General features: G+C 72.1%; 19 protein-coding genes and 2 pseudogenes. 11 read left to right on the top strand and 10 right to left on the bottom strand.

Translation table 11 applies throughout. The features are described 5' to 3' along the window. Together N5I75_RS30690 and N5I75_RS30695 are read left to right on the top strand one after the other, a co-directional pair. On the top strand, positions 1-2,343 hold a 2,343-nt coding region (locus tag N5I75_RS30690), incomplete at its 5' end, for a DEAD/DEAH box helicase (protein WP_476682807.1). After that, positions 2,340-3,662, top strand: a complete 1,323-nt coding sequence (locus N5I75_RS30695; protein ID WP_476682809.1) for an SWIM zinc finger family protein — start codon at positions 2,340-2,342, stop codon at positions 3,660-3,662. The genes N5I75_RS30690 and N5I75_RS30695, both read left to right, overlap by 4 nt. A gap of 52 nt (positions 3,663-3,714) precedes the next feature. On the opposite strand, the gene N5I75_RS30700 is transcribed toward N5I75_RS30695, so the two are convergent. Beyond that, positions 3,715-4,941 (bottom strand): acyl-CoA dehydrogenase family protein, encoded by a 1,227-nt coding sequence (locus N5I75_RS30700; RefSeq protein ID WP_476682811.1) that lies wholly within the window; start codon positions 4,939-4,941, stop codon positions 3,715-3,717. 164 nt (positions 4,942-5,105) lie between these two features. Between N5I75_RS30700 and N5I75_RS30705 the strand changes: the two genes are divergently transcribed. After that, on the top strand, positions 5,106-5,759 hold the full coding sequence (locus N5I75_RS30705) for a TetR/AcrR family transcriptional regulator (protein ID WP_476682813.1): 654 nt from the start codon (positions 5,106-5,108) through the stop codon (positions 5,757-5,759). Here the strand turns inward: N5I75_RS30705 and def are convergent. Beyond that, positions 5,756-6,325, bottom strand: coding sequence for a peptide deformylase (gene def, locus N5I75_RS30710; protein ID WP_476682815.1), 570 nt, complete (start codon positions 6,323-6,325; stop codon positions 5,756-5,758). The genes N5I75_RS30705 and def overlap by 4 nt on opposite strands. A 139-nt stretch (positions 6,326-6,464) precedes the next feature. Between def and N5I75_RS30715 the strand changes: the two genes are divergently transcribed. From N5I75_RS30715 to N5I75_RS30745, 7 genes and pseudogenes are all read left to right on the top strand, one after another. Beyond that, positions 6,465-7,703, top strand: coding sequence for a MurT ligase domain-containing protein (locus tag N5I75_RS30715; protein WP_476682817.1), 1,239 nt, complete (start codon positions 6,465-6,467; stop codon positions 7,701-7,703). Between the two features lie 36 nt (positions 7,704-7,739). Continuing rightward, positions 7,740-8,471, top strand: coding sequence for a type 1 glutamine amidotransferase (locus N5I75_RS30720; RefSeq protein ID WP_361063278.1), 732 nt, complete (start codon positions 7,740-7,742; stop codon positions 8,469-8,471). A gap of 188 nt (positions 8,472-8,659) precedes the next feature. After that, positions 8,660-9,685: a 6-phosphofructokinase gene (locus N5I75_RS30725; RefSeq protein WP_476682819.1), complete on the top strand. Its 1,026-nt coding sequence runs from the start codon at positions 8,660-8,662 to the stop codon at positions 9,683-9,685. A gap of 159 nt (positions 9,686-9,844) precedes the next feature. Continuing rightward, positions 9,845-10,798 (top strand): cytochrome c oxidase assembly protein, encoded by a 954-nt coding sequence (locus N5I75_RS30730; protein WP_476682821.1) that lies wholly within the window; start codon positions 9,845-9,847, stop codon positions 10,796-10,798. 97 nt (positions 10,799-10,895) lie between these two features. Further along, entirely contained in the window at positions 10,896-11,054 is a 159-nt protein-coding gene (locus tag N5I75_RS30735; protein WP_324768595.1) for a hypothetical protein, read from the top strand. 76 nt (positions 11,055-11,130) lie between these two features. Continuing rightward, positions 11,131-11,847 carry a lysophospholipid acyltransferase family protein gene (locus N5I75_RS30740; protein ID WP_476683136.1) on the top strand — a complete coding sequence of 239 codons (717 nt, stop codon included), beginning with the start codon at positions 11,131-11,133 and terminating at the stop codon, positions 11,845-11,847. Between the two features lie 83 nt (positions 11,848-11,930). Beyond that, positions 11,931-12,491 (top strand): annotated as a pseudogene (locus tag N5I75_RS30745) (NAD-dependent epimerase/dehydratase family protein); the annotation flags it as partial. 115 nt (positions 12,492-12,606) lie between these two features. Here N5I75_RS30745 and N5I75_RS30750 read toward each other — a convergent pair. The 8 genes and pseudogenes from N5I75_RS30750 to N5I75_RS30785 form a co-directional block, all read right to left on the bottom strand. After that, the gene (locus N5I75_RS30750; protein WP_476683140.1) at positions 12,607-14,184 is read right to left on the bottom strand and encodes an alpha/beta hydrolase; all 1,578 of its coding nucleotides are present in this window, start codon (positions 14,182-14,184) and stop codon (positions 12,607-12,609) included. A 187-nt stretch (positions 14,185-14,371) separates the two neighbouring features. After that, entirely contained in the window at positions 14,372-15,163 is a 792-nt protein-coding gene (locus tag N5I75_RS30755) for an urease accessory protein UreD (protein WP_476682823.1), read from the bottom strand. Beyond that, positions 15,151-15,846, bottom strand: a complete 696-nt coding sequence (gene ureG / locus N5I75_RS30760) for an urease accessory protein UreG (RefSeq protein ID WP_476682825.1) — start codon at positions 15,844-15,846, stop codon at positions 15,151-15,153. The genes N5I75_RS30755 and ureG overlap by 13 nt, the downstream gene beginning before the upstream one ends. Before the next feature lie 119 nt (positions 15,847-15,965). Further along, positions 15,966-16,640, bottom strand: coding sequence for an urease accessory protein UreF (locus N5I75_RS30765; RefSeq protein WP_476682827.1), 675 nt, complete (start codon positions 16,638-16,640; stop codon positions 15,966-15,968). A 44-nt stretch (positions 16,641-16,684) separates the two neighbouring features. After that, positions 16,685-18,405, bottom strand: a pseudogene (locus tag N5I75_RS30770) (urease subunit alpha). Continuing rightward, the gene (locus N5I75_RS30775; RefSeq protein WP_476682829.1) at positions 18,398-18,709 is read right to left on the bottom strand and encodes an urease subunit beta; all 312 of its coding nucleotides are present in this window, start codon (positions 18,707-18,709) and stop codon (positions 18,398-18,400) included. Before N5I75_RS30775 ends, N5I75_RS30770 begins: the two are co-directional and overlap by 8 nt. A gap of 13 nt (positions 18,710-18,722) precedes the next feature. After that, positions 18,723-19,025, bottom strand: a complete 303-nt coding sequence (locus tag N5I75_RS30780; protein ID WP_394435792.1) for an urease subunit gamma — start codon at positions 19,023-19,025, stop codon at positions 18,723-18,725. Between the two features lie 197 nt (positions 19,026-19,222). Further along, the gene (locus tag N5I75_RS30785; RefSeq protein ID WP_476682832.1) at positions 19,223-19,846 is read right to left on the bottom strand and encodes a TetR/AcrR family transcriptional regulator; all 624 of its coding nucleotides are present in this window, start codon (positions 19,844-19,846) and stop codon (positions 19,223-19,225) included. 125 nt (positions 19,847-19,971) lie between these two features. On the opposite strand from N5I75_RS30785, the gene N5I75_RS30790 reads away from it, so the two are divergent. Beyond that, positions 19,972-20,976 (top strand): ABC transporter permease, encoded by a 1,005-nt coding sequence (locus N5I75_RS30790; protein WP_476682834.1) that lies wholly within the window; start codon positions 19,972-19,974, stop codon positions 20,974-20,976. The last annotated feature ends 69 nt before the right edge of the window (positions 20,977-21,045 follow it).

The following is a 21,045-nucleotide window of genomic DNA, read 5'->3' on the forward strand; positions in this document are numbered from 1 at the left end:
TTCCTCGACGCGGTGGCCGACACCCTGCCGCGCTCCCCCGCAGCCGCACTCGCCGCGGGCGCCCCCGCGTTCGCGGCACGGGTTCCGCGGCGCGCTCCCGAACTGCGCGACTGGGCGGCCGACGTGGCCGCCGGGCACGATGCGGGGGTACGGATCTCGCTGCGCGTCGAGGTGCCGGGGCTCGCCCAGGTCACGGACGGCGAGACCCTGCTGCCGTTCCGCGCCGTGCTGCAGATGCACAGCGTCAGCGACCCCGCGCTGGTCGCGGACGCGGCCCAGGTGTGGGCGGGTGCGGGCAAGGCGTTCGGGGCGCGGGCCCGGATGGACGCGCTCCTGTCCCTGCGGCGCGCAGCGCGCGCGTGGACGCCGCTCACCCCTCTGCTCTCGGCGTCCGTCCCGGACGCCGTGGAGCTGGCCGACGACGAGGTGACCGAACTGCTCGGGGAGGGCGCCCGCGCCTTGTCGGCGGCGGGTGTCGAGGTGCACTGGCCGCGGGAGATGGCTCGCAGACTGACGGCCCGCGCGGTGATCGGACCGCCCAAGGGCGATGGCCCCGACGCGCTCTCCTCGGACGCCCCGTCGTTCCTGTCGGCCGACGCGCTGCTGGCGTTCGACTGGCGGTTCGCCCTCGGCAACCAGGAGTTGAGCCGCGCGGAACTGGACCGGCTCGCCGAGGCGAACCGGCCCGTCGTGCGCCTGCGCGACCAATGGGTGCTCATCGATCCCGGGGAGGCCCGTCGCGCCCGCGCGCACGAGGACCGGAAGGTGACGCCGGTCGACGCGCTCAGCGCCGTTCTGACGGGCTCCACGGAGATCGACGGCCGCCGGGTCGAGGTGCGGCCCGCCGGCTGGCTGGCGACGCTCAGGGACCGCCTCGCGGACCCCGAGAACTCCGAGAGCACGGACATGGTCGGTCAGCCGGCCGGGCTCGCCGCCGACCTGCGCGACTACCAGCTGCGCGGTCTGAACTGGCTCGCCCGCATGACCTCCCTCGGCCTCGGCGCCTGTCTCGCCGACGACATGGGGCTCGGCAAGACGATCACGCTGATCGCGCTGCACCTGCACCGGCAGGACGCACGGGAGACCGCGGGCCCCACCCTCGTGATCTGCCCGACGTCCCTCATGGGCAACTGGCAGCGCGAGATCGAGAGGTTCGCACCCGGTACCCCCGTGCGCCGCTTCCACGGCGGCCGCCGGTCCCTGGAGGGCCTCGCGGACGGCGAGTTCGTGCTCACCACATACGGCACCATGCGGCTGGACGCCGCTCAACTGGCCGCGCAGAGCTGGGGCATGGTCGTCACGGACGAGGCGCAGCACGTGAAGAACCCGCACTCGGCCACCGCCAAGGAGCTGCGCACCATCGGCGCCCGCGCGCGCGTGGCGCTCACCGGCACCCCGGTCGAGAACAACCTCAGCGAGCTGTGGGCCATCCTCGACTGGACCACGCCGGGACTCCTGGGCCGCCTCGGCACCTTCCGCACCCGCTACGCGAAGGCCGTCGAGGGCGGCAAGGATCCGGCCGCCGCCGAGCGCCTGTCGAGGCTCGTCCGCCCCTTCCTGCTGCGGCGCCGCAAGTCGGACCCGGGGATCGCCCCCGAGCTGCCGCCGAAGACGGAGACCGACCGGGCCGTGCCCCTCACCAAGGAGCAGACCGGGCTCTACGAGGCCGTGGTGCGCGAGACGCTCGCGGAGATCCAGGAGGCCGACGGTTTCGAACGGCGTGGCCTGATCGTCAAGCTGCTCACCGCCCTCAAGCAGATCTGCAACCACCCGGCGCAGTACCTCAAGGAGGACAAGCCGCGCATCCCCGGACGCTCCGGGAAGCTGGAGCTTCTCGACGAACTCCTGGACACGATCCTGGCCGAGGGCGCGAGCGTCCTCGTGTTCACCCAGTACGTGCAGATGGCCCGCCTTGTCGAGCGTCACCTGGCACAGCGCGGCATCGCCACGCAGTTCCTGCACGGCGGCACGCCCGTCGCGGGGCGGGAGGCCATGGTGCGGCGCTTCCAGGACGGCGAAGTGCCCGTCTTCCTGCTCTCCTTGAAGGCCGCGGGGACCGGGCTCAACCTCACGCGCGCGGAGCACGTCGTCCACTACGACCGCTGGTGGAACCCGGCCGTGGAGGCGCAGGCCACCGACCGCGCGTACCGCATCGGACAGACCCGGCCGGTGCAGGTGCACCGGCTGATCGCCGAGGGCACCATCGAGGACCGCATCGCCGACATGCTGGTGCGCAAGCGGGAGTTGGCGGACGCCGTGCTGGGGGCGGGCGAGTCGGCGCTGACGGAACTGACCGATGCCGAACTGGCCGACCTGGTCGAGCTGCGAGGGGGCGCCCGATGAGTGACCACTACGACGAGTACGGCCATGACGCCGCGGCCACGGACCCGGACGAGGAGCGCACGTTCGCGGCGCTGCCCGTGGCGGGCGGAAGGAGCTTCGCCGAGACGTGGTGGGGGCTGGCCTGGCTGAAGGCGCTGGAGGACACGGCGCTCGACCTGAAGCAGCTCAAGGCGGGCCGCAGGCTGGCGCGGGCGGGGGCGGTCGGCGCCGTGTCGGTGCGTCCCGGCCGGATCACCGCGGTCGTCGAGGACCGCGGCGGCGCCGTGCACCGCTCGGACGTGCTGCTGCAGCGGCTCGGCGAGGACGACTGGGACCGCTTCCTCGCCATGGCCGTCGAGCGGGCCGGACACATCGCGGCCCTCCTCGACCGCGACATGCCGCCGCACCTCGTGGAGGACGCCGCCGCTGCCGGGGTCGAACTCCTGCCCGGCATCGGGGACCTGGAGCCGCGCTGCGACTGCGACGCCTGGGACCACTGCGCGCACACGGCCGCGCTCAGCTACCAGCTGGCACGCCTGCTCGACCAGGACCCGTTCGTGCTGCTTCTGCTGCGGGGGCGCGGCGAGCGGGCGCTGCTCGACGAGATCCAGGCGCGCACCACCGCGCGCGCCGCACCGGAGTCCGGGACGGCGCCCGAGGCGGAAGGGGCGGAAGGAGCGGAAGGGGTGGACGCGGCCGAGGCGTACGCGTCCGCCTTCGTGCTGCCGCCGCTCCCCGACCCGCCCGAACTGCCGACCGAGCCGGGGCTTCCGCCGTCCCTGGACACGGAGACGGCTCCCCCTGAGGGCACCGACGTCGCCGCCCTCGGGTTCCTGGGCGCGCAGGCCGCCGCGGAGGCCCACCGGCTCCTCGCGGACGCGCTCGCCCCCGGGCACGGACAGCGGGCGCCCTGGCCGGAGCCGACCGCCGCGCAGGACGCCGTACGGTTGGCCGCCGCGCGACCCGGGCGGCACATCGCCGAGCGGCTGGCCGCCGGGTCGGGCCGGGACCGCGAGGGCATGGCGCTCGCGGTGCGTGCCTGGGAGCACGGCGGCGCGGCCGCGCTCAGCGTCCTGGAGGACGAGTGGACCCCGGACCCGGACACCGCGGCACGCGCGCGTGCGGCGCTCGCGGCGGCCTGGGAACCGGACGAACGCCCCGCGCTCAGGGCCACCCGCGCCCGCTGGACCGTCTCGGGCGGCGCTGCCCAACTGCGCCTGGGCCGCGACGGACGCTGGTGGCCCTACCGCAAGGAGAGGGGGCGCTGGGCCCCCGCGGGCCCGGCCGCGTCCGACCCGGCGTCGGCGCTGGCCATGGCGCTGGAGGCGGGCGAGGAGTGACGCGACGCGGATGCGGGCCCGGAGCAGCCGGGCCCGCACGGCGATCCCGTGCCTAGCGGATCGCCATGCCCGACAGCGTGCGGGCGATGACCAGGCGCTGGATCTCGCTCGTGCCCTCGAAGATCGTGTAGATCGCCGCGTCGCGGTGCATGCGCTCCACGGGGTACTCGCGGGTGTAGCCGTTGCCGCCGAGGATCTGGATCGCCTGGGCGGTGACCTTCTTGGCCGTCTCGCTCGCGAACAGCTTCGACATGGAGCCCTCGGCGTTCTCGAACTTCTTGCCCGTGGTCGCCATCCAGGAGGCGCGCCACACGAGCAGCCGCGCGGCGTCGACCTGCGTCCGCATGTCGGCGAGCTGGAAGGCGACGCCCTGGTTGTCGATGATGGGGCGGCCGAACTGCTCGCGCGTCTTCGCGTACGCGAGCGCCTCCTCGTAGGCGGCGCGGGCGGTGCCGACGGCCATGGCGCCGACGGCCGGGCGCGAGGCCTCGAAGGTCGCCATGGCGGCGTTCTTCACGCGCTCGCCGCCCTTCCTGGCCTTCTCACGCGCGCGGGCGAGGCGCTCGTCGAGCTTGTCCTTGCCGCCGAGCAGGCAGGAGCCGGGCACCCGGACGTTCTCCAGGACGACCTCGGCGGTATGCGAGGCGCGGATGCCGTGCTTCTTGAACTTCTGGCCCTGGGACAGGCCCGGGGTGTTCGGCGGGACGATGAAGGAGGCGTGGCCCTTGGAGCCCAGCTCGGGGTCGATGGAGGCGACCACCACATGGACGTTGGCGATGCCGCCGTTGGTCGCCCACGTCTTGGTGCCGTTGAGGACCCACTCGTCCTTGGCCTCGTCGTAGACGGCCCGGGTGCGCATGGCGGCGACGTCGGAGCCCGCGTCCGGCTCGGAGGAGCAGAAGGCGGCCACCTTCACATCGTTCACGTCGCCGTACATCTGCGGGATCCAGGTGCCGATCTGCTCCTCGGTGCCGTTGGCGAGGACGCCCACCGCGGCGAGGCCGGTGCCAACGATCGACAGGGCGATGCCCGCATCGCCCCAGAACAGCTCCTCCATCGTCATCGGGATGCCGAGACCGGAGGGGTCGAAGAACTGCTGCGCGTAGAAGTCGAGGGAGTAGATTCCGAGCTTGGCCGCTTCCTGGATCACCGGCCAGGGGGTCTCCTCGCGCTCGTCCCACTCGGCGGCCGCGGGGCGGATCACATCGGCGGCGAAGCCGTGCAGCCAGTCACGGACTTCCTTCTGCTCGTCGTTGAGATCCATCGTGAACTCGGCCATGACCCCTCCAGGACTGCGAACACTGCATAGGTTACTTACGGTAACAGGAGTCTGTTACCGACCAGTAGACCATGTCAACCTCCGAGCGCACGTTCGATACCGGTCCTGGTGCGGGTGTTACCTTTCGCGGTGCGTCGAGCAATCGCAAGGGCGGGGAGATCGTCATGGAGACCACACAGCGGACCGATCAGCGCGCGGAACAGCAGTCCGCCGCGGAGCGTCGGCGGCGCGAGCTGCTCGAGGCCGCGGACCGCGTGGTGCTGCGGGACGGTCCTGGCGCCTCGATGAACGCGATCGCGGCCGAGGCCGGGATCACCAAGCCGATTCTCTACCGGCACTTCGGCGACAAGGGCGGGCTGTACGCCGCCCTCGCCATGCGCCACACGGACGCCCTGCTCTCCTCCTTGCGGGCCGCGCTCGACGCGTCCGCGGAGCGCCGTGAGCGCGTCGAGGCGACCCTGGACACCTACCTGGCGGCGATCGAGGCCAGACCGCAGGTCTACCGGTTCCTGATGCATCCGGCGGAGGGCTCGCCCGGCGACTCCGGGTTCGACGTGGGACGCCACTCGGCGCCTCTCCTGCGCCGCATGGGCGAGGAGCTGGCGGAGGTCATAGAGGAGCGCGTCGACCTCGGTCCGGCCGGCCAGCAGCTCGCCCGCGTCTGGGGCCACGGAATCGTCGGCATGATGCACGCCGCCGGTGACTGGTGGCTCGGCGAACGGCCGTGCACCCGCGCCGAACTGGTGCAGGGCCTCGCCGACCTGCTCTGGGGACGGCTCGCCGCCGCGGGCGACAAGGCGGGCGGTCCCGGGTTCTAGGACCCCGGAGAAGACCGCGGGGAACCGGCCTTCGCCCAAGGCGCCCATGCCGCCTGGCGCAGCACCCGGCGCCTGCGCCAGCCGGTGACCCGGTCCGTGTACGTACGGCCTTCGAGGTGGTCGCACTCGTGCTGGAGGCAGCGGGCGAACCAGCCCGTGCCGTGGATCACCACAGGGGCGCCGGTCGCGTCGAAGCCCTCCACGCGCGCGTGGTCGAAGCGCGGGGTGCCCGCTTCGAGGCCGGGGAGCGACAGACAGCCCTCGGGGCCCCGGATCACGTCGCCGTCGGCCTCGGTCAGGCGCGGGTTGACGACATGTCCGATGTGCCGCACATCGTCGTCGTCCTCGCAGTCGTAGACGAAGACCTGGAGGGCTTCGCCGACCTGGTTGGCGGCGAGGCCGACGCCCTGGGCCGCGTACATCGTGGCGAACATGTCCTCGACGAGGCGCGCGAGCCCCGGACCGAAGTCGGTGACCTCCGCGCAGGGTTGGTGCAGCACGGGATCGCCGAGCAGTGTGAGGGGTCGTACGCGCCCGGAAGCGCCCTGGATCGAGCCGTGTCGCATGGCCGTAAGGGTACGGTCCCCAGGGCACCCCGATCCGCCGGTGGTGCCGGAGTTCGGGCTTGTCAGAGGATCTCGATAGGCTGAGGCCGGAAAGCGATGCCCGGGCAGGCGCGGCGCCGTACGCAAGGAGGACCCAGGAATGTCAGGCAACTCGGAGTCGATGACTCCGCGGGCCAAGCTGGCCGTGACGGCCGGGAAGGCCGCGGCCGCGGTGTCACGGGCGGCGGGCCGCGGCAGCGGATCGGTGATCGGCGGCAAGGTCGCGCTCAAGTTCGACCCCGAGCTGCTCGGACGGCTCGCCCAGCACCTCGACGTGGTGCTCGTCTCCGCGACGAACGGCAAGACGACGACCACGCGTCTGATCGCCGAGGCGCTGCGGGCCAGCGGCCCGGTCGTGTCGAACGCGCTGGGCGCGAACATGCCCGCCGGTATCACCTCCGCCCTGGCCGGCGGTTCCGACGCCAAGTTCGGCGTCATCGAGGTCGACGAGAAGTACCTGGCGGGCGTCGCGCGCGACACCGCGCCGAAGGCGATCGCCCTGCTGAACCTCTCGCGCGACCAGCTCGACCGCGCCGCCGAGACCCGCATGCTCGCCGAGAAGTGGCGTGAGGGCCTGGCCGGCTCGAAGGCCATCGTGGTGGCCAACGCGGACGACCCGCTCGTGGTGTGGGCCGCCTCCTCCTCGCCGAACGTGGTGTGGGTCGCCGCCGGTCAGGAGTGGAAGGACGACGCCTGGTCCTGCCCGGCGTGCGGCGGCGTGATGCAGCGCCCCGGCGACGACTGGTTCTGCGGCGAGTGCGGCTTCCGGCGCCCCACCGCGAGCTGGGCGCTGCAGGGCGACTACGTCCTGGACCCGCACGGCTCCGCGTGGCCGATCCACCTCCAGCTGCCGGGCCGCGCCAACAAGGCGAACGCGGCGTCCTCGGCCGCCGTCGCCGCCTGCTTCGGCGTTCCGCCGCAGGTCGCCCTGGAGCGCATGTACCAGGTGCAGGCCGTGGCCGGGCGCTACGACGTCGTGCAGTTCCAGAACCGCGACCTGCGGCTGCTGCTCGCGAAGAACCCGGCGGGCTGGCTCGAAACGTTCACTCTGATCGACCCGCCGCCCACCCCGGTGATCCTGTCGGTCAACGCGCGCGGCGCGGACGGCACGGACACCTCCTGGCTGTGGGACGTCGACTACACGCGCCTCGCCGGCCACCCGATCTGCGTGATCGGCGACCGCAAGCTCGACCTCGCGGTCCGCCTGGAGGTCGCGAACCTGGACTTCCGGGTCTGCGAGACGCTCGACGAGGCGGTACAGATGTCCCCGCCCGGACGGATCGAGCTCATCGCCAACTACACCGCGTTCCAGGACGTCCGCCGCCGCGTGGGCAACTGACCGGACCCAGACGAGGATCACTTAAGGATCATGAGCATGAGCGACAACAGCCTGCGTCTGGTGTGGGTCTACCCCGACCTGCTGAGCACCTACGGCGACCAGGGCAACGCCCTGGTGGTGGAGCGCCGCGCGCGTCAGCGCCGCCTCCAGGTCGAGCGGTACGACGTGCGCAGCGACCAGCCGGTGCCGACCTCCGGCGACATCTACCTGATCGGCGGCGGCGAGGACCGGCCGCAGCGCCTGGCGGCCGAGCGGCTGCGCCGCGACGGCGGCCTGCAACGCGCGGTGGGCAACGGCGCGATCGTCTTCTCGGTGTGCGCCGGGTACCAGATCCTCGGCCACGAGTTCATCAACGACCTCGGTGAGCGCGAGCCCGGCCTCGGCCTGCTCGACGTCGTCTCCACGCGCGGCGAGGGCGAGCGGTGCGTCGGCGACGTACTGGGCGACATCGACCCGAACCTGGGCCTGCCGCCGCTGACCGGGTTCGAGAACCACCAGGGCGTCACGCACCTCGGCCCGTCCGCGCGGCCGTTCGCCCGCACCCGCATCGGCAAGGGCAACGGCACGGGGGACGGCACCGAGGGCGCCTTCAACGACACGGTGTTCGGTACGTACATGCACGGGCCCGTCCTTGCGCGCAACCCGCTGATCGCCGACCTGCTGCTGAAGCTGGCGCTCGACGTCAACGCGCTTCCTCCGGTGGACGACCAGTGGTACGAAGCGCTCCGCAATGAGCGGATTGCTGCCGCTACCGCTCAGCCCGCCTGAGCGCCTGAGCGCCCGAGCGCCTGCCCAGCGCGCCCCCTAAAGGGCGCCTCCGCGCCCATCTGAGCGGGGCTGTCCACCTGGCGGACGGCTCTACCGGAGATGTACTCGGGCGCGGATAAGGTAGCCGGAATTCAGCCGGACGGTGTGGTCCGGTCATCGGCCCACGTTTGCAAAGGTATTCCGGGCTTATGCGTATTGGTGTCCTCACCTCCGGCGGCGACTGTCCCGGTCTGAACGCGGTGATCCGTTCGGTCGTCCACCGTGCCGTCGTCGACCACGGCGACGAGGTCATCGGCTTCCACGACGGGTGGAAGGGCCTGCTCGAGTGCGACTACCGCAAGCTGGACCTGGACGCGGTGGGCGGCATCCTCGCCCGCGGCGGCACCATCCTCGGCTCCTCCCGGGTGCAGCCCGCGCATCTGCGGGACGGTGTGGAGCGGGCCAAGGGCCACGTCGCCGATCTCGGCCTTGACGCGATCATCCCGATCGGCGGCGAGGGCACGCTCAAGGCGGCCCGGCTGCTCTCCGACGCCGGTCTGCCGATCGTCGGCGTGCCGAAGACCATCGACAACGACATCGCCGTCACCGATGTGACCTTCGGTTTCGACACGGCCGTCGGGGTCGCCACCGAGGCCCTGGACCGGCTGAAGACGACCGCCGAGTCGCACCAGCGGGTGCTGATCGTCGAGGTCATGGGGCGCCACACCGGCTGGATCGCGCTGCACTCCGGCATGGCGGCGGGCGCGCACGCGGTGGTCGTGCCGGAACGCCCCTTCGACATCGAGGAGCTGGCCAAGAAGGTAGGCGAGCGGTTCGAGGCGGGCAAGAAGTTCGCCATCGTCGTCGCCGCCGAGGGCGCCAAGCCCCGGGTCGGCTCCATGGAGTACGACGAGGGCGGCAAGGACGTCTACGGCCACGAGCGCTTCGCCGGGATCGCGCGCCAGCTCTCCATCGAGCTGGAGCAGCGGCTCGGCAAGGAGGCCCGTCCGGTGATCCTCGGCCATGTGCAGCGCGGCGGCACCCCGACCGCGTACGACCGCGTCCTCGCGACCCGGTTCGGCTGGCACGCCGTGGAGGCCGTGCACCGGGGCGAGTTCGGGAAGATGACGGCCTTGCGCGGCACCGACATCATCATGGTGCCGCTCGCCGAGGCCGTCGAGACGCTGAAGACCGTGCCCGCGGAGCGCTACGCCGAGGCGGAGTGCGTCCTTTGACGACAGTGCGTTCTGTAGCCGGCGTGCACCCCGTAGCCACCTGAGTGATCTTTTTGTCGTTCCTTTAAGCAAGCTGCCCCCGGCCGAAACCTCGGCCGGGGGCAGTTCTAGTCTGGTGGCGCACAATCCGTACGAAACGCGAGCAACAGGAGCCGGCGGATGGATCACAGCGGGCACGGCATGATGACGGATCTGCCGCCGTTCACGCTGGGGCGCGGCCTCGGCTGGTCGGCCGACCCCTTCTTCCTCGTCGGCTGCCTCCTGGCGCTCGCCCTGTACGGATGGGGTGTCGTCCGGCTCGGGCGGCGCGGCGACTCCTGGCCGGTGTCGCGGACCGTCGCGTTCGTCGTGGGCGTCCTGAGCATCGGCCTCATGATGTGCACCAAGCTGAACGACTACGGCATGGTCATGTTCAGCGTGCACATGGTGCAGCACATGGTCATCAGCATGCTGTCGCCGATCCTGCTGCTCATGGGCGCGCCGATCACCCTCGCCCTGCGGGCGCTGCCGGTGGCCGCCAAACGCGGCTCCAAGGGCCCCCGCGAGCTGCTCCTGATGCTGCTGCACAGCCGCTACATGCGGATCATCACGCACCCCGCGTTCACCATCCCGCTGTTCATCGCGAGCCTGTACGCGCTCTACTTCACGCCGCTCTTCGACTTCCTCATGGGCTCGAAGGTCGGCCACATCGCGATGATGGTGCACTTCCTCGCCGTGGGACTGGTCTTCTTCTGGCCGATCATGGGCGTCGACCCCGGCCCGCACCGTCCCGGCTATGTGATGCGGATGCTGGAGCTGTTCGCGGGCATGCCGTTCCACGCCTTCTTCGGCATCGCGCTGATGATGGCCAGCACGGCGATGGTCGGCACGTTCGACGACCCGCCCGCCTCGCTCGGCATCGATCCGCTCTCCGACCAGGTGGCGGCGGGCGGCATCGCGTGGGCGTTCAGCGAGGTGCCATCCGTCCTGGTGCTGCTCGCGCTGCTCTTCCAGTGGAAGAAGTCCGAGGAGCGCCAGGCGCGCCGCAAGGACCGCGCCGCGGACCGGGACGGCGATCAGGAGCTGGCCGCGTACAACGCCTACCTGGCCTCGCTGAACGCGCGCGGACAGTAGCGCCACCGCCCCCTCACGGGTGACTATGGCCTTCTGGCCGCGGTCCGGGCGTCGCACGGCGCGTACGCCGTCCGGGCTGCCGGGAGGAGCGTGCGTGATGCCCGGTTCCACGAAGACGATGGGCGTGTTCACCGTCGGCGGTCTGGTGGCCGTCACCGCCTACACGGTGGCGCTCGGCAGCAACGGCTGGCTGTGGTTCGGCTGGGTCGTGCTCGGACTCATCACGGTGGCGATGGTGGCCTCGCGCAGCGCATGATGCCGCCCGATGCGGGCACTGTGGGCACCCACGCGCGCGTGCTGCCGTCCTACTACGCATGGGGGAGGCGACCGGCATGTTCTACCGGCTGCTCAAGTACGTGATCCTCGGGCCGCTGCTGCGGCTGATGTTCCGGCCCCGGATCGAGGGGCTCGAACACATCCCGGAGTCGGGGGCGGCGATCGTCGCGGGCAATCACCTGTCGTTCTCCGACCACTTCCTGATGCCGGCGATCATCAAGCGGCGGATCACGTTCCTGGCGAAGGCCGAGTACTTCACCGGCCCCGGCGTCAAAGGCCGGCTGACGGCGGCGTTCTTCCGCAGCGCGGGCCAGATCCCGGTCGACCGCTCCGGCAAGGAGGCGGGGCGGGCCGCGATCCGCGAGGGGCTCGGTGTGCTGCGCCGCGGCGAGCTGCTCGGCATCTACCCGGAGGGCACGCGCTCGCACGACGGGCGGCTCTACAAGGGCAAGGTCGGCGTCGCCGCGATGGCGCTGAAGGCACAGGTCCCGGTGGTGCCCTGCGCGATGATCGGCACGTTCGAGGCACAGCCGCCCGGCCAGAAGATCCCGAACATGCGGCGCGTGACGATCCGGTTCGGCAAGCCGCTTGAATTCTCCCGCTATGCCGGGATGGACGGCGAGAAGGCCATTCTGCGCGCCGTCACCGACGAGATCATGTACGCGATCCTCGAACTGTCCGGGCAGGAGTACGTGGACAAGTACGCGGCGCTCGTGAAGGCGGAGGCCGAGGAGGCGACGGCGCGCAGGTTCCCGAGGATGCCCCTCAGCTGACCCGCTGTCCGCCCCGCACTCTGCGCTGAGCAGATCGCCCCTCCCCGCGCGCGACGGCTGGGCGGTGACGGCGGCCTCGCGACCGGATCGGCTCCGCGGTCGTCCTCTCCAGTGGCGCGGTCTACGAGGACGGGCGCGGCCGGAACTTCGACACACAGGAGGAGCCGGACGGCATGCCGTGCCACCCCGCGCCGGTACCGGAGACGTGGCGGACGGTGGCGGTGGGCGACGCGACGTACGGGACGCGCAAGGTGCGCCTGGAGCGGAATCTCCTCGCGCTCGGCGAGAAGCTGCCGACGACGCTTCTGCGGGCGGGCGCGGTGTACGGGCCACACGGCCGCACACCGCGCGAGCCGAACTTCGTCAAGCAGATCCTCGACGGGCGCCACGCGCGCGTGCTCGCGTACGGCGGGGAGAGCCGCTTCGACCCGGCGAGCGTGGAGAACCTGGCGGAGCTGGTGCGGCTGGCTGCGGCCCGGCCGGGCTCGCGGGTGCTCAACGGGGCGGCCCCGGACTGCCCGGCGGTCGCCGAGATCGGCGCCATGATCGACACGCTGATGGGGGTGGAGACCGAGACGGTCCTTGTGGACGGCGCTCCCCCGGCGCCGACGGTCGATGGTCGATGGTGGCGAACTGCACGACCGGGCCCTTCGACTACGCGGCCGAGGACGCCTGGCCAGCCGCGCGGCGCTGACGGCATGAAGCAGCCCGGCCCCCGCCAGGAGAGGCGGGGGCCGGGCTCTGCGTGTCAGAGGGGCATCACGGCTTCGGGGTGGCGTGCGGGGCGCACGTCACGTCCTTGCTGTCGGTCTTGCCGGTGAGCAGGTAGGTGTCGACCCGGTCGTTGATGCAGGGGTTGGTCAGACCGGTGACGCCGTGCGAGCCCGCGTCCTTCTCGGTGATGAGACGGGAGCCCTTGAAGCGCTTGTGCAGCTCGACGGCGCCCTCGTACGGGGTGGCGGCGTCGCGCTCGGACTGGACGATCAGGACCGACGGCAGACCCTTGCCGGTCTTGACGTCGATCGGCGTCTGCTGCTTCGTCCTCCAGGTGGCGCAGGGCAGGTTCATCCACGCGTTGGCCCACGTCATGAACGGGTAGTCCTTGTGGAGCCGCGTGTTGTCCTTGTCCCACTTCTGCCAGCTGGTGGGCCACTTGGCGTCGGCGCACTCGACGGCCGTGTAGACCGCGTTGCTGTTCTCCGAGGCCGCGTTGCCCGCCGTGTCCGACATGTCGGGGGCGATGGCGTCGATCAGGGCCTGCTTGTCACCGGCGACGTACTTGCTCCACGTCTGGGCGACCGGCACCCACGACGAGTCGTAGTACGGCGCGCTCTGGAAGAAGCCGATCAGCTCGGCCGGGCCGACGACCCCGCCCAGCGGGCTCCTCTTCGCCTCGGCGCGCAGCTTCAGGTACTGCTGCTGCACCTTGGCGCGGGTGTCGCCGAGGTGGAAGGTGGCGTCGTTCTTGGCGACCCAGTCCTGCCAGTCCTTCCAGCGGCCCTCGAAGGCGATGTCCTGGTTCAGGTTGGCCTGGTACCAGATGTTGTCCTTCGCCGGGTTGACGACGCTGTCGACGATCATACGGCGGACGTGGGTCGGGAAGAGCGTGCCGTAGACGGCGCCCAGGTAGGTGCCGTAGGAGACGCCCAGGTAGTTGAGCTTCTTGTCGCCGAGGGCGGCGCGGATGACGTCGAGGTCGCGCGCGGTGTTCGGCGTCGTCATGTGCGGCAGCATCTCGCCGCTGCGCTCGTAGCAGCCGTCCGCGTACTCCTTGGCGAGCTTGCGCTGGGCGCGCTTGTCCGCCTCGCTGTCCGGGACCGGGTCGTCCTTGGGCGCCTTGACGAACTCCTGCGGGTCGATGCAGGAGATCGGCGTCGAGTGGCCCACGCCGCGCGGGTCGAAGCCGACGAAGTCGTACGCCTTCGCCGCCTTGGCGTAGATCGGATTCTTGGTCGTCACGCGCGTGGGGAAGCGCAGACCCGAGCCGCCGGGGCCGCCCGGGTTGTAGACGAGGGAGCCCTGGCGCTCGCTCTTGGTGCCCGTGTTGGCGATCCGGTCGACGGCGAGCTTGATCTGCTTGCCGTTCGGCTTGGCGTAGTCGAGCGGCACGGTGACAAAACCGCACTGGATCGGCTTGGCGAAGCCCCAGTCGGCGGGGCAGTCCTGCCAGTCGATGCCCTTCTTGGCGGCCTTGGCGGCGGCGACGGCGGCACCCACCGCCTCACGGGCCTGGCTGTGACCGCCGGTCGAACGCTGCTGCTCGGCGTTGGCGGGAGCGGCGACCGCCCCCGCTATCAGCGCCACGGCGGCGAACGCGCCCGCGGAGCCGATCACCACGTTCCGGCTGCCGCGACCCGTCTGTCGAGTCCGTCTCAAGTGAGGCCTCCCGCACATCGATACGATCGTTACGTCGATCGTGTTGCCGATCGGTACGCGGATCCTGTCGTGTGTGGGGTCCCTGACAACAGGGATGACGGGCGTTCTTTACCAATCCGATAAACGGTATGGCCACCCCGCTGACCGGTCAGGCCCACCGGGCGAGCGCGGCGTCCAGGGTGCGGCGCAGGCGCAGCGCGTCCGGGGCGACGGCGGTGACCAGGACGGCCGGGCCCGCGAGCGGGGTGAGCGCGGCGGTGCCGTCCGCGTCCAGGACGGTGGCGGGCGGCGGATCGGCCTCGAACTCCGGCCGTACGACGACGAGCTGGCCCAGCGCGCGATGGCCGGCCAGGACCGCAGGGCCGTCCCAGCCGCCCGGGGCGCCGGGGCCGCAGGCGAGCTCCTGGTCGAGCAGGGGGCGTCCCGCGCGGTGGAGTGTCAGGCGGCTGGTGAGGCGGCCCGGCTGCTCGCCCGCGCGGCCCAGGACCTGCTCCTCGCGCAGCACGAGGCGGGCGTCCGGGGCCAGCTCCGCGCGCGTGGTGACGCGCAGGTCGCTGCCGTTCACCGAGATCAGTTGCTCGGGCAGCCAGTCGAGGCGGGCGCCGTCGGCGACGGTGAGCCGGACGTCGTAGCGGGCCTCCCCCTTCGCCTGGCCGGGCAGGGCGAGGGTGGCGGCGACCGAGCCGACGTGCAGGTGGGCGCCTTCTTCCGCGCGGGCCTCCACGGTGAAGTGGTCGCCGCCGAGGGGGCCGCTCATGGCGCCGACGAGCATGACGCGGGCCTCGCCTCTGTCGGCGCCCCGGACGCGGCGGAGGGCGAACGAACCCTCGCTCTCCAGCACGGGCAGGGCGGTGCCGCCGCGTCCGTCGCCGCGGGCGGCAAGGCGGGCGGTGGAACGGACGCCCACGCGCGCGTGGCCGAGCGCGCTCACGCGGTCCACGCGGCGTACTGCTCCCGCACCCAGGCCGCGACCTCCGCCACGCCGCCCTCGGAGCGCAGGGACTGCAGCACGACGGGGAGTTCGGCGCGGGCCGCCTTGGCGTCGGCGGCCATGCGCGCGAGGTCGGAGCCCACGTAGGGGGCCAGGTCGGTCTTGTTGATGACGAGGAGGTCGGCGGTCGTGACGCCGGGGCCGCCCTTGCGCGGGATGTCGTCGCCGCCCGCGACGTCGATGACGAAGATCTGGGCGTCGACCAGGCCCTTGGAGAAGGTCGCGGTGAGGTTGTCGCCGCCGGACTCGACGAGGACGAGGTCGAGCGGCCCGGCGCTCCCGGCGAGGTCGTCCTCCAGGTCCTCGACGGCTTCGAGGTTGGCGGAGATGTCGTCGCGGATCGCGGTGTGCGGGCAGGCCCCGGTCTCCACGGCGGTGATCCGCTCGGGCGGCAGCACGGCCTCCCGCAGCAGGAACTCGGCGTCCTCCCGCGTGTAGATGTCGTTCGTCACGACAGCGAGGGAGAGTTCGTCGCGCAGGGCACGGCAGAGCGCGGCAACGGTCGCGGTCTTCCCGGACCCGACAGGTCCACCGAGCCCTATGCGCAGGGCGCGCCGGGTCCCGTCGGCCCGATGAGCATCGGCGGAGAGGGCGGCGGGGCCGTCGTGGGAGTGGGAGTGGTCGAGGTGCATGGGGCGGCTCCGGGGTCGTGGTGGGCGGTTTCGTGGGTGAGTCCTGGTCAAGGACGCGGGCAGCGTCGGGCGGGTGGCACGGGCCGCGGCTCCGGGACCGTGCGCGGCCGGCGCGTACGTCATGACGCGAACAGGCGGACCGGCCACCCCGCATGGGCCTCCGCCCCGATCTCAAGGAGCGGCGCGGACCCCGCGGGGAGCGCGTCCGGGCCCTCTGTCGTGGCGCGGCTCGCCGCCTCCACCGCCGCGTCCACCACCAGGTCCACGTCGGGCGCGAGCCGCGCCAGGGTGCGGGTCGCGTCGAACGGGTCGAGGCTCAGGAGGCGTACGACGGCGGTCGCGGGGCCGCTGACGGTCTCGTACGCGGAGCAGTACGCCGCGTCCTCGGGGCCGAGTCCGGCGGCCCGGGCGGTGAGGCCGAGGACGATGGGCTGATGGGCGCCCTTAGGGAAGCGCCGCGCGACCGCGTCCAGTTCGGGGGCGGGCCAGGTGGCCCGGGCGGCTCTCAGCAGCTGCCGGCCGAGTTTGCGCGCGGTCGTGCGGAGCGCCGCCGACGGGGTGCGGGCGTCGGCCGCCGCGTCGAGGGCGACGGGGTCGATGCCGAGCGCCGCGGCGGCCGCGAGGGAGGCCGCCACGGCGCCGCTGGTGTGCAGGCGGCCACGGCAGAACTCCTCCAGGCTCGCGGCGTCGCGGACGCGGCCCGCCTTGACCGCGGCCTCCGCCCCGCCGGAGTGGGCGTGCCCACCGGCGGGGAAGCGGCCGTCGGCCAGGACGAGCAGGGTCGCGCGCGTCATGACGTACTCACAGGGCGGCTCAAGGGAATCGGCGGTTCGAGGACTCAGAAGAGGAAGTACCGCTGGGCCAGCGGCAGTTCCGTGGCGGGCTCGGGTTCGACGAGTTCGCCGTCGATGGTCACGGCGAACGAGTCGGGGGCGACCTCGACGCGCGGCAAGGCGTCGTTGTTGCGCATGTCCGCCTTGGTGCGACCGCGGGTCGAGAGGATCGGAACGAACGTCCGTCCGAGGCCGAGGCGGTCCGGGAGGCCGTCCTCCAGCGCCCACTCGCTCGTGAAGTTCACCGAGTTCGCCGCGGGCGCCGCACCGTACGCGCCGAACATCCGGCGCGGCAGCACCGGCTGCGGCGTCGGGATGGACGCGTTCGCGTCGCCCATCTGCGCGTACGCGATCTGCCCGCCCTTGATGACGAGCTGCGGCTTCACGCCGAAGAACGCCGGGTCCCAGAGCACCAGGTCGGCGAGTTTGCCGGGCTCGACGGAGCCGACCTCGTGCTCGATGCCCTGCGCGATCGCCGCGTTGATCGTGTACTTGGCGACGTAGCGGCGGGCGCGCTGGTTGTCGGCGCGGGTGTCGCCGGGCAGGGAGCCGCGGCGGCGCTTCATGACGTGGGCGGTCTGCCAGGTCCGCATGATGACCTCGCCGATCCGCCCCATGGCCTGCGAGTCCGAGGACATGATCGAGATGGCGCCCAGGTCGTGCAGGATGTCCTCGGCCGCGATGGTGGTGGGCCGGATCCGGGACTCGGCGAAGGCGAGGTCCTCGGGGACCGCCGGGTTGAGGTGATGGCAGACCATCAGCATGTCGAGGTGTTCCTCGACGGTGTTGACGGTGTGCGGCCGGGTCGGATTGGTGGAGCTGGGCAGCATGTTGGGCAGCGACACCGCGGTGATCATGTCGGGCGCGTGCCCGCCGCCCGCGCCCTCGACGTGGAAGGCGTGCAGGGTGCGGCCGCCGACGGCGTCGAAGGTGTCCTGGACGAACCCGGCCTCGTTCAGCGTGTCGGAGTGCACGGCGAGCTGCGCGCCGGACTCCTCGCAGACGTCGAGGCAGGCGGAGATCACGGCCGGGGTCGCGCCCCAGTCCTCGTGGATCTTGAACCCGAGGACCCCGGCGCGCAGCTGGTCGCGCATGGACGCCTTGGACATCGTGTTGCCCTTGCCGAGGAACCCGATGTTGACGGGCTGTGCTCCATGGCCTCGAACATCCGGGTGAGGTGCCAGGAGCCGGGGGTGATGGTGGTCGCCTTGGAGCCCTCGGCCGGTCCCGTGCCGCCGCCGATCAAGGTCGTCACGCCGGAGGCGAGCGCCTCGTCGACGATGGTCGGCGAGATGAAGTGGATGTGGGTGTCGATGCCGCCCGCGGTGACGATCTTCCCGTTGCCCGCGACGATCTCCGTCTCCGGGCCGATGACGAGGTCGGGGTGGACGCCGTCCATGGTGTCGGGGTTGCCGGCCTTGCCGATCCCGGTGATGCGGCCGTCGCGGATGCCGATGTCGGCCTTGACGATGCCCCAGTGGTCGATGATCAGGGCGCCGGTGATGACCGTGTCGGGGGTGCCCTCCGCGCGCGTGGCGCGCGATTGGCCCATGGACTCGCGGATGACCTTGCCGCCGCCGAAGACGGCCTCGTCCCCGGAGCGGCCGGGTCCGCCGGAGCGGTCCTCCTCGATCTCGACGAGCAGATCGGTGTCGGCGAGGCGGACGCGGTCCCCGGTGGTGGGTCCGAACAGGTCGGCGTAGGCGGCGCGGGAGAGCTCAGGCATCGAGGGGTCCTCCGGTCTCGCCGCGCAGGCCGGGGACGGTGCGGGCGCCCGCGAGCGGTACGAGTCCGACCTCGACGGGGATGCCGGGCTCGAAGCGGACGGCCGTTCCGGCCGGGATGTCGAGACGACAGCCGCGGGCCGCGGCACGGTCGAGTTCGAGGCCGGGGTTGGCCTCGGCGAAGTGGTAGTGGGAGCCGACCTGGATCGGCCGGTCGGCGGCGTTGAGCACCGTCATACGTATGACGTCGCGGCCCTCGTTGAAGGCGACGGGTTCGTCGGCGAAGAGGATCTCTCCTGGGATCACGGTCGCGGTCCCGTCAGACGATCGGCTCGTGGACGGTGACGAGCTTGGTGCCGTCCGGGAAGGTCGCCTCGACCTGGACGTCGTGGATCATCTCGGGGATCCCCTCCATGACGTCGTCGCGGGTCAGCAACGTACGCCCGGAGGACATGAGTTCGGCGACGGTACGGCCGTCGCGGGCGCCCTCGAGGACGTGCGAGGTGATGAGGGCGACGGCCTCGGGGTGGTTGAGCCGCAACCCCCTGGCCCGCCGTTTGCCGGCCACGTCGGCGGCCACATGGATGAGCAGTCTCTCCTGCTCGTGCGGGGTCAGTTGCACGCGTCCCACCTCACAGTCTCGCCATGGGCCGTGCGGGGCCCGGCTGCCGCGGCCACCGCGACGGGTATAGATGTAACACACAAGTAGCGCGCATGATCTTGCGCATCCTGGTTACGAAAACCCCTGGTGGCGTGCGGTGCAGGCTAGTTGGGCGGAGTTTCAACGAGGTTAACCGTCGCTTGACCACCCCATTGCCGTCAGCTGACCTCACCCATACTCATCAGGCCGCGCAGCCCGACCTGCAACGTCTCGACCGGCATCTCGCCGAAGAGCGCCTGCTGGGTGAGGAACCCTTGCGCCGCGGACATCATCGTGCGTGCCACCGCGTCCGGATCCGCGTCCGAGCGCATCATCCCGGCGTCCTGATACCCCCGCACGATCTCGATCCAGACCGCGCGGACCCGCTCGAAGCCGTCCCGGATCAGGGCGGCGAGATCCTCGTTGCGCAGCGTCTCCGTCCACACCTGCACCACGAGGCGCGGGAAGTACGACGTGCCGTCGATCCGCAGACCCGGCCGCTCCCGCAGCACCTCCCCCATGACGATGCCGACGAGCTCGTACGGCGGAGGAGGCGGGGTCCGCAGACCCGCCGCCACCTCGAAGCCGGCCCGTACGTCGTCGAGCACCTCCGTCACGATGGCGTGGATCAGCTCGTCCTTGCCGCGGAAGTAGCGGTAGACGGCGCCTGCCGAGAGGTCCACCTCCTTCAGGACGTCCTGCATCGACGTGGCGTGGAAGCCGTTGCGGGCGAAGCAGAGGGCGGCGCCGTCCATGATCTGGCGGCGCCGGGCGTCGAGGTGCTCTTGGGATACGCGGGCCATGGTCGCCAACGTAAAACGAACATTCCTTCTTGACAAGCGTGCGCGGCCTCGGGACAGTGAGGGCACAACGTAAAACGAACGCTCATTCTCTTAACTGCAAGCCGAAGCTCACCGCTGGAGCCCTCATGCCCTCCTCCCCGACCCACGGCCGCAACGTGATCACCGTGGTGCTGCTCGTCCCGTTGCTCGCCGCGCTGGCCCTCTGGGCGTTCGCCTGGCCCGCAGCGCGGACCGCGCCGCGGGACCTCCCGCTCGGCGTCGCGGGGCCCGCCGCCGCGGCCGCTCCCCTGGACCGGCAACTGCGCGCGCAGGACGGGGCGTTCGAGGTGCACCGGTACGCGGACGAGGCCGCCGCCCGCGCGGCGATCGAGGACCGGGTCGTATACGGAGCGGTGGTGGCCGCGCCGGACGGGCCCCGGGTCCTGACCGCCTCGGCGGCCAGCCCGGTCGTCGCACAGCTGCTGCAGCAGGCCGTGACGGCGCAGGCACCTCAAGGCGCCCGGGTGACGGCGGTCGACGTCGTACCGGCCCCCACGGCCGATCCCCGCGGCGCGGCGCTGAGTTCGAGCGTGCTGCCGCTGGCGATCGCCGGGGTGGCGGGCGGGTCCGTCGTGACGCTGCTGCGGCTGCGCGGGGCGCGGGCGGCCGGCGCGCTGCTCGCCGCCTGCGCGGTGGTCGGCGTCGCGGCGGCCGCGCTCGCGCACAGCTGGCTCGGCGTCCTGACGGGCGACTGGTGGGCGGAGGCCGGGGTGTTCGGCCTGTCGGCGCTCGCGGTGGGGGCGACGGTTGCCGGGTGCGCGGCGCTGTTCGGACCGGCGGGGATCGGCGTGGGCGCGCTGCTGATGGTGCTGCTCGGCAACCCGTTCTCCGGCGTGGCCTCCGCGCCCGAGCTGCTGCCCGAACCGGTCGGCCCCCTCGGCCAGTTGCTGCCGCCGGGCGCGGGCGGGACGCTGCTGCGCTCGGTCGCCTACTTCGACGGGGCGCGGGCCGCGGCACCGGCGCTGACGCTCACCGTGTGGGCGCTGCTCGGCCTGACGGCCGTCCTGCTCGGGGCGCGTCGCGGGCGGCCGGCCACCGAGGCAGCCGAGCGGACGACGGAGCCGGCGCAGGCCCCGCTCCCCGTGAGCTGACCGGGCTGACCGGGCTGCCGAAGAGCGGCCCACGGTCACCGACCGGCCGTGCACCCCCGCTGTAGCGGA

The organism is Streptomyces sp. R818 (genome assembly GCF_056172735.1).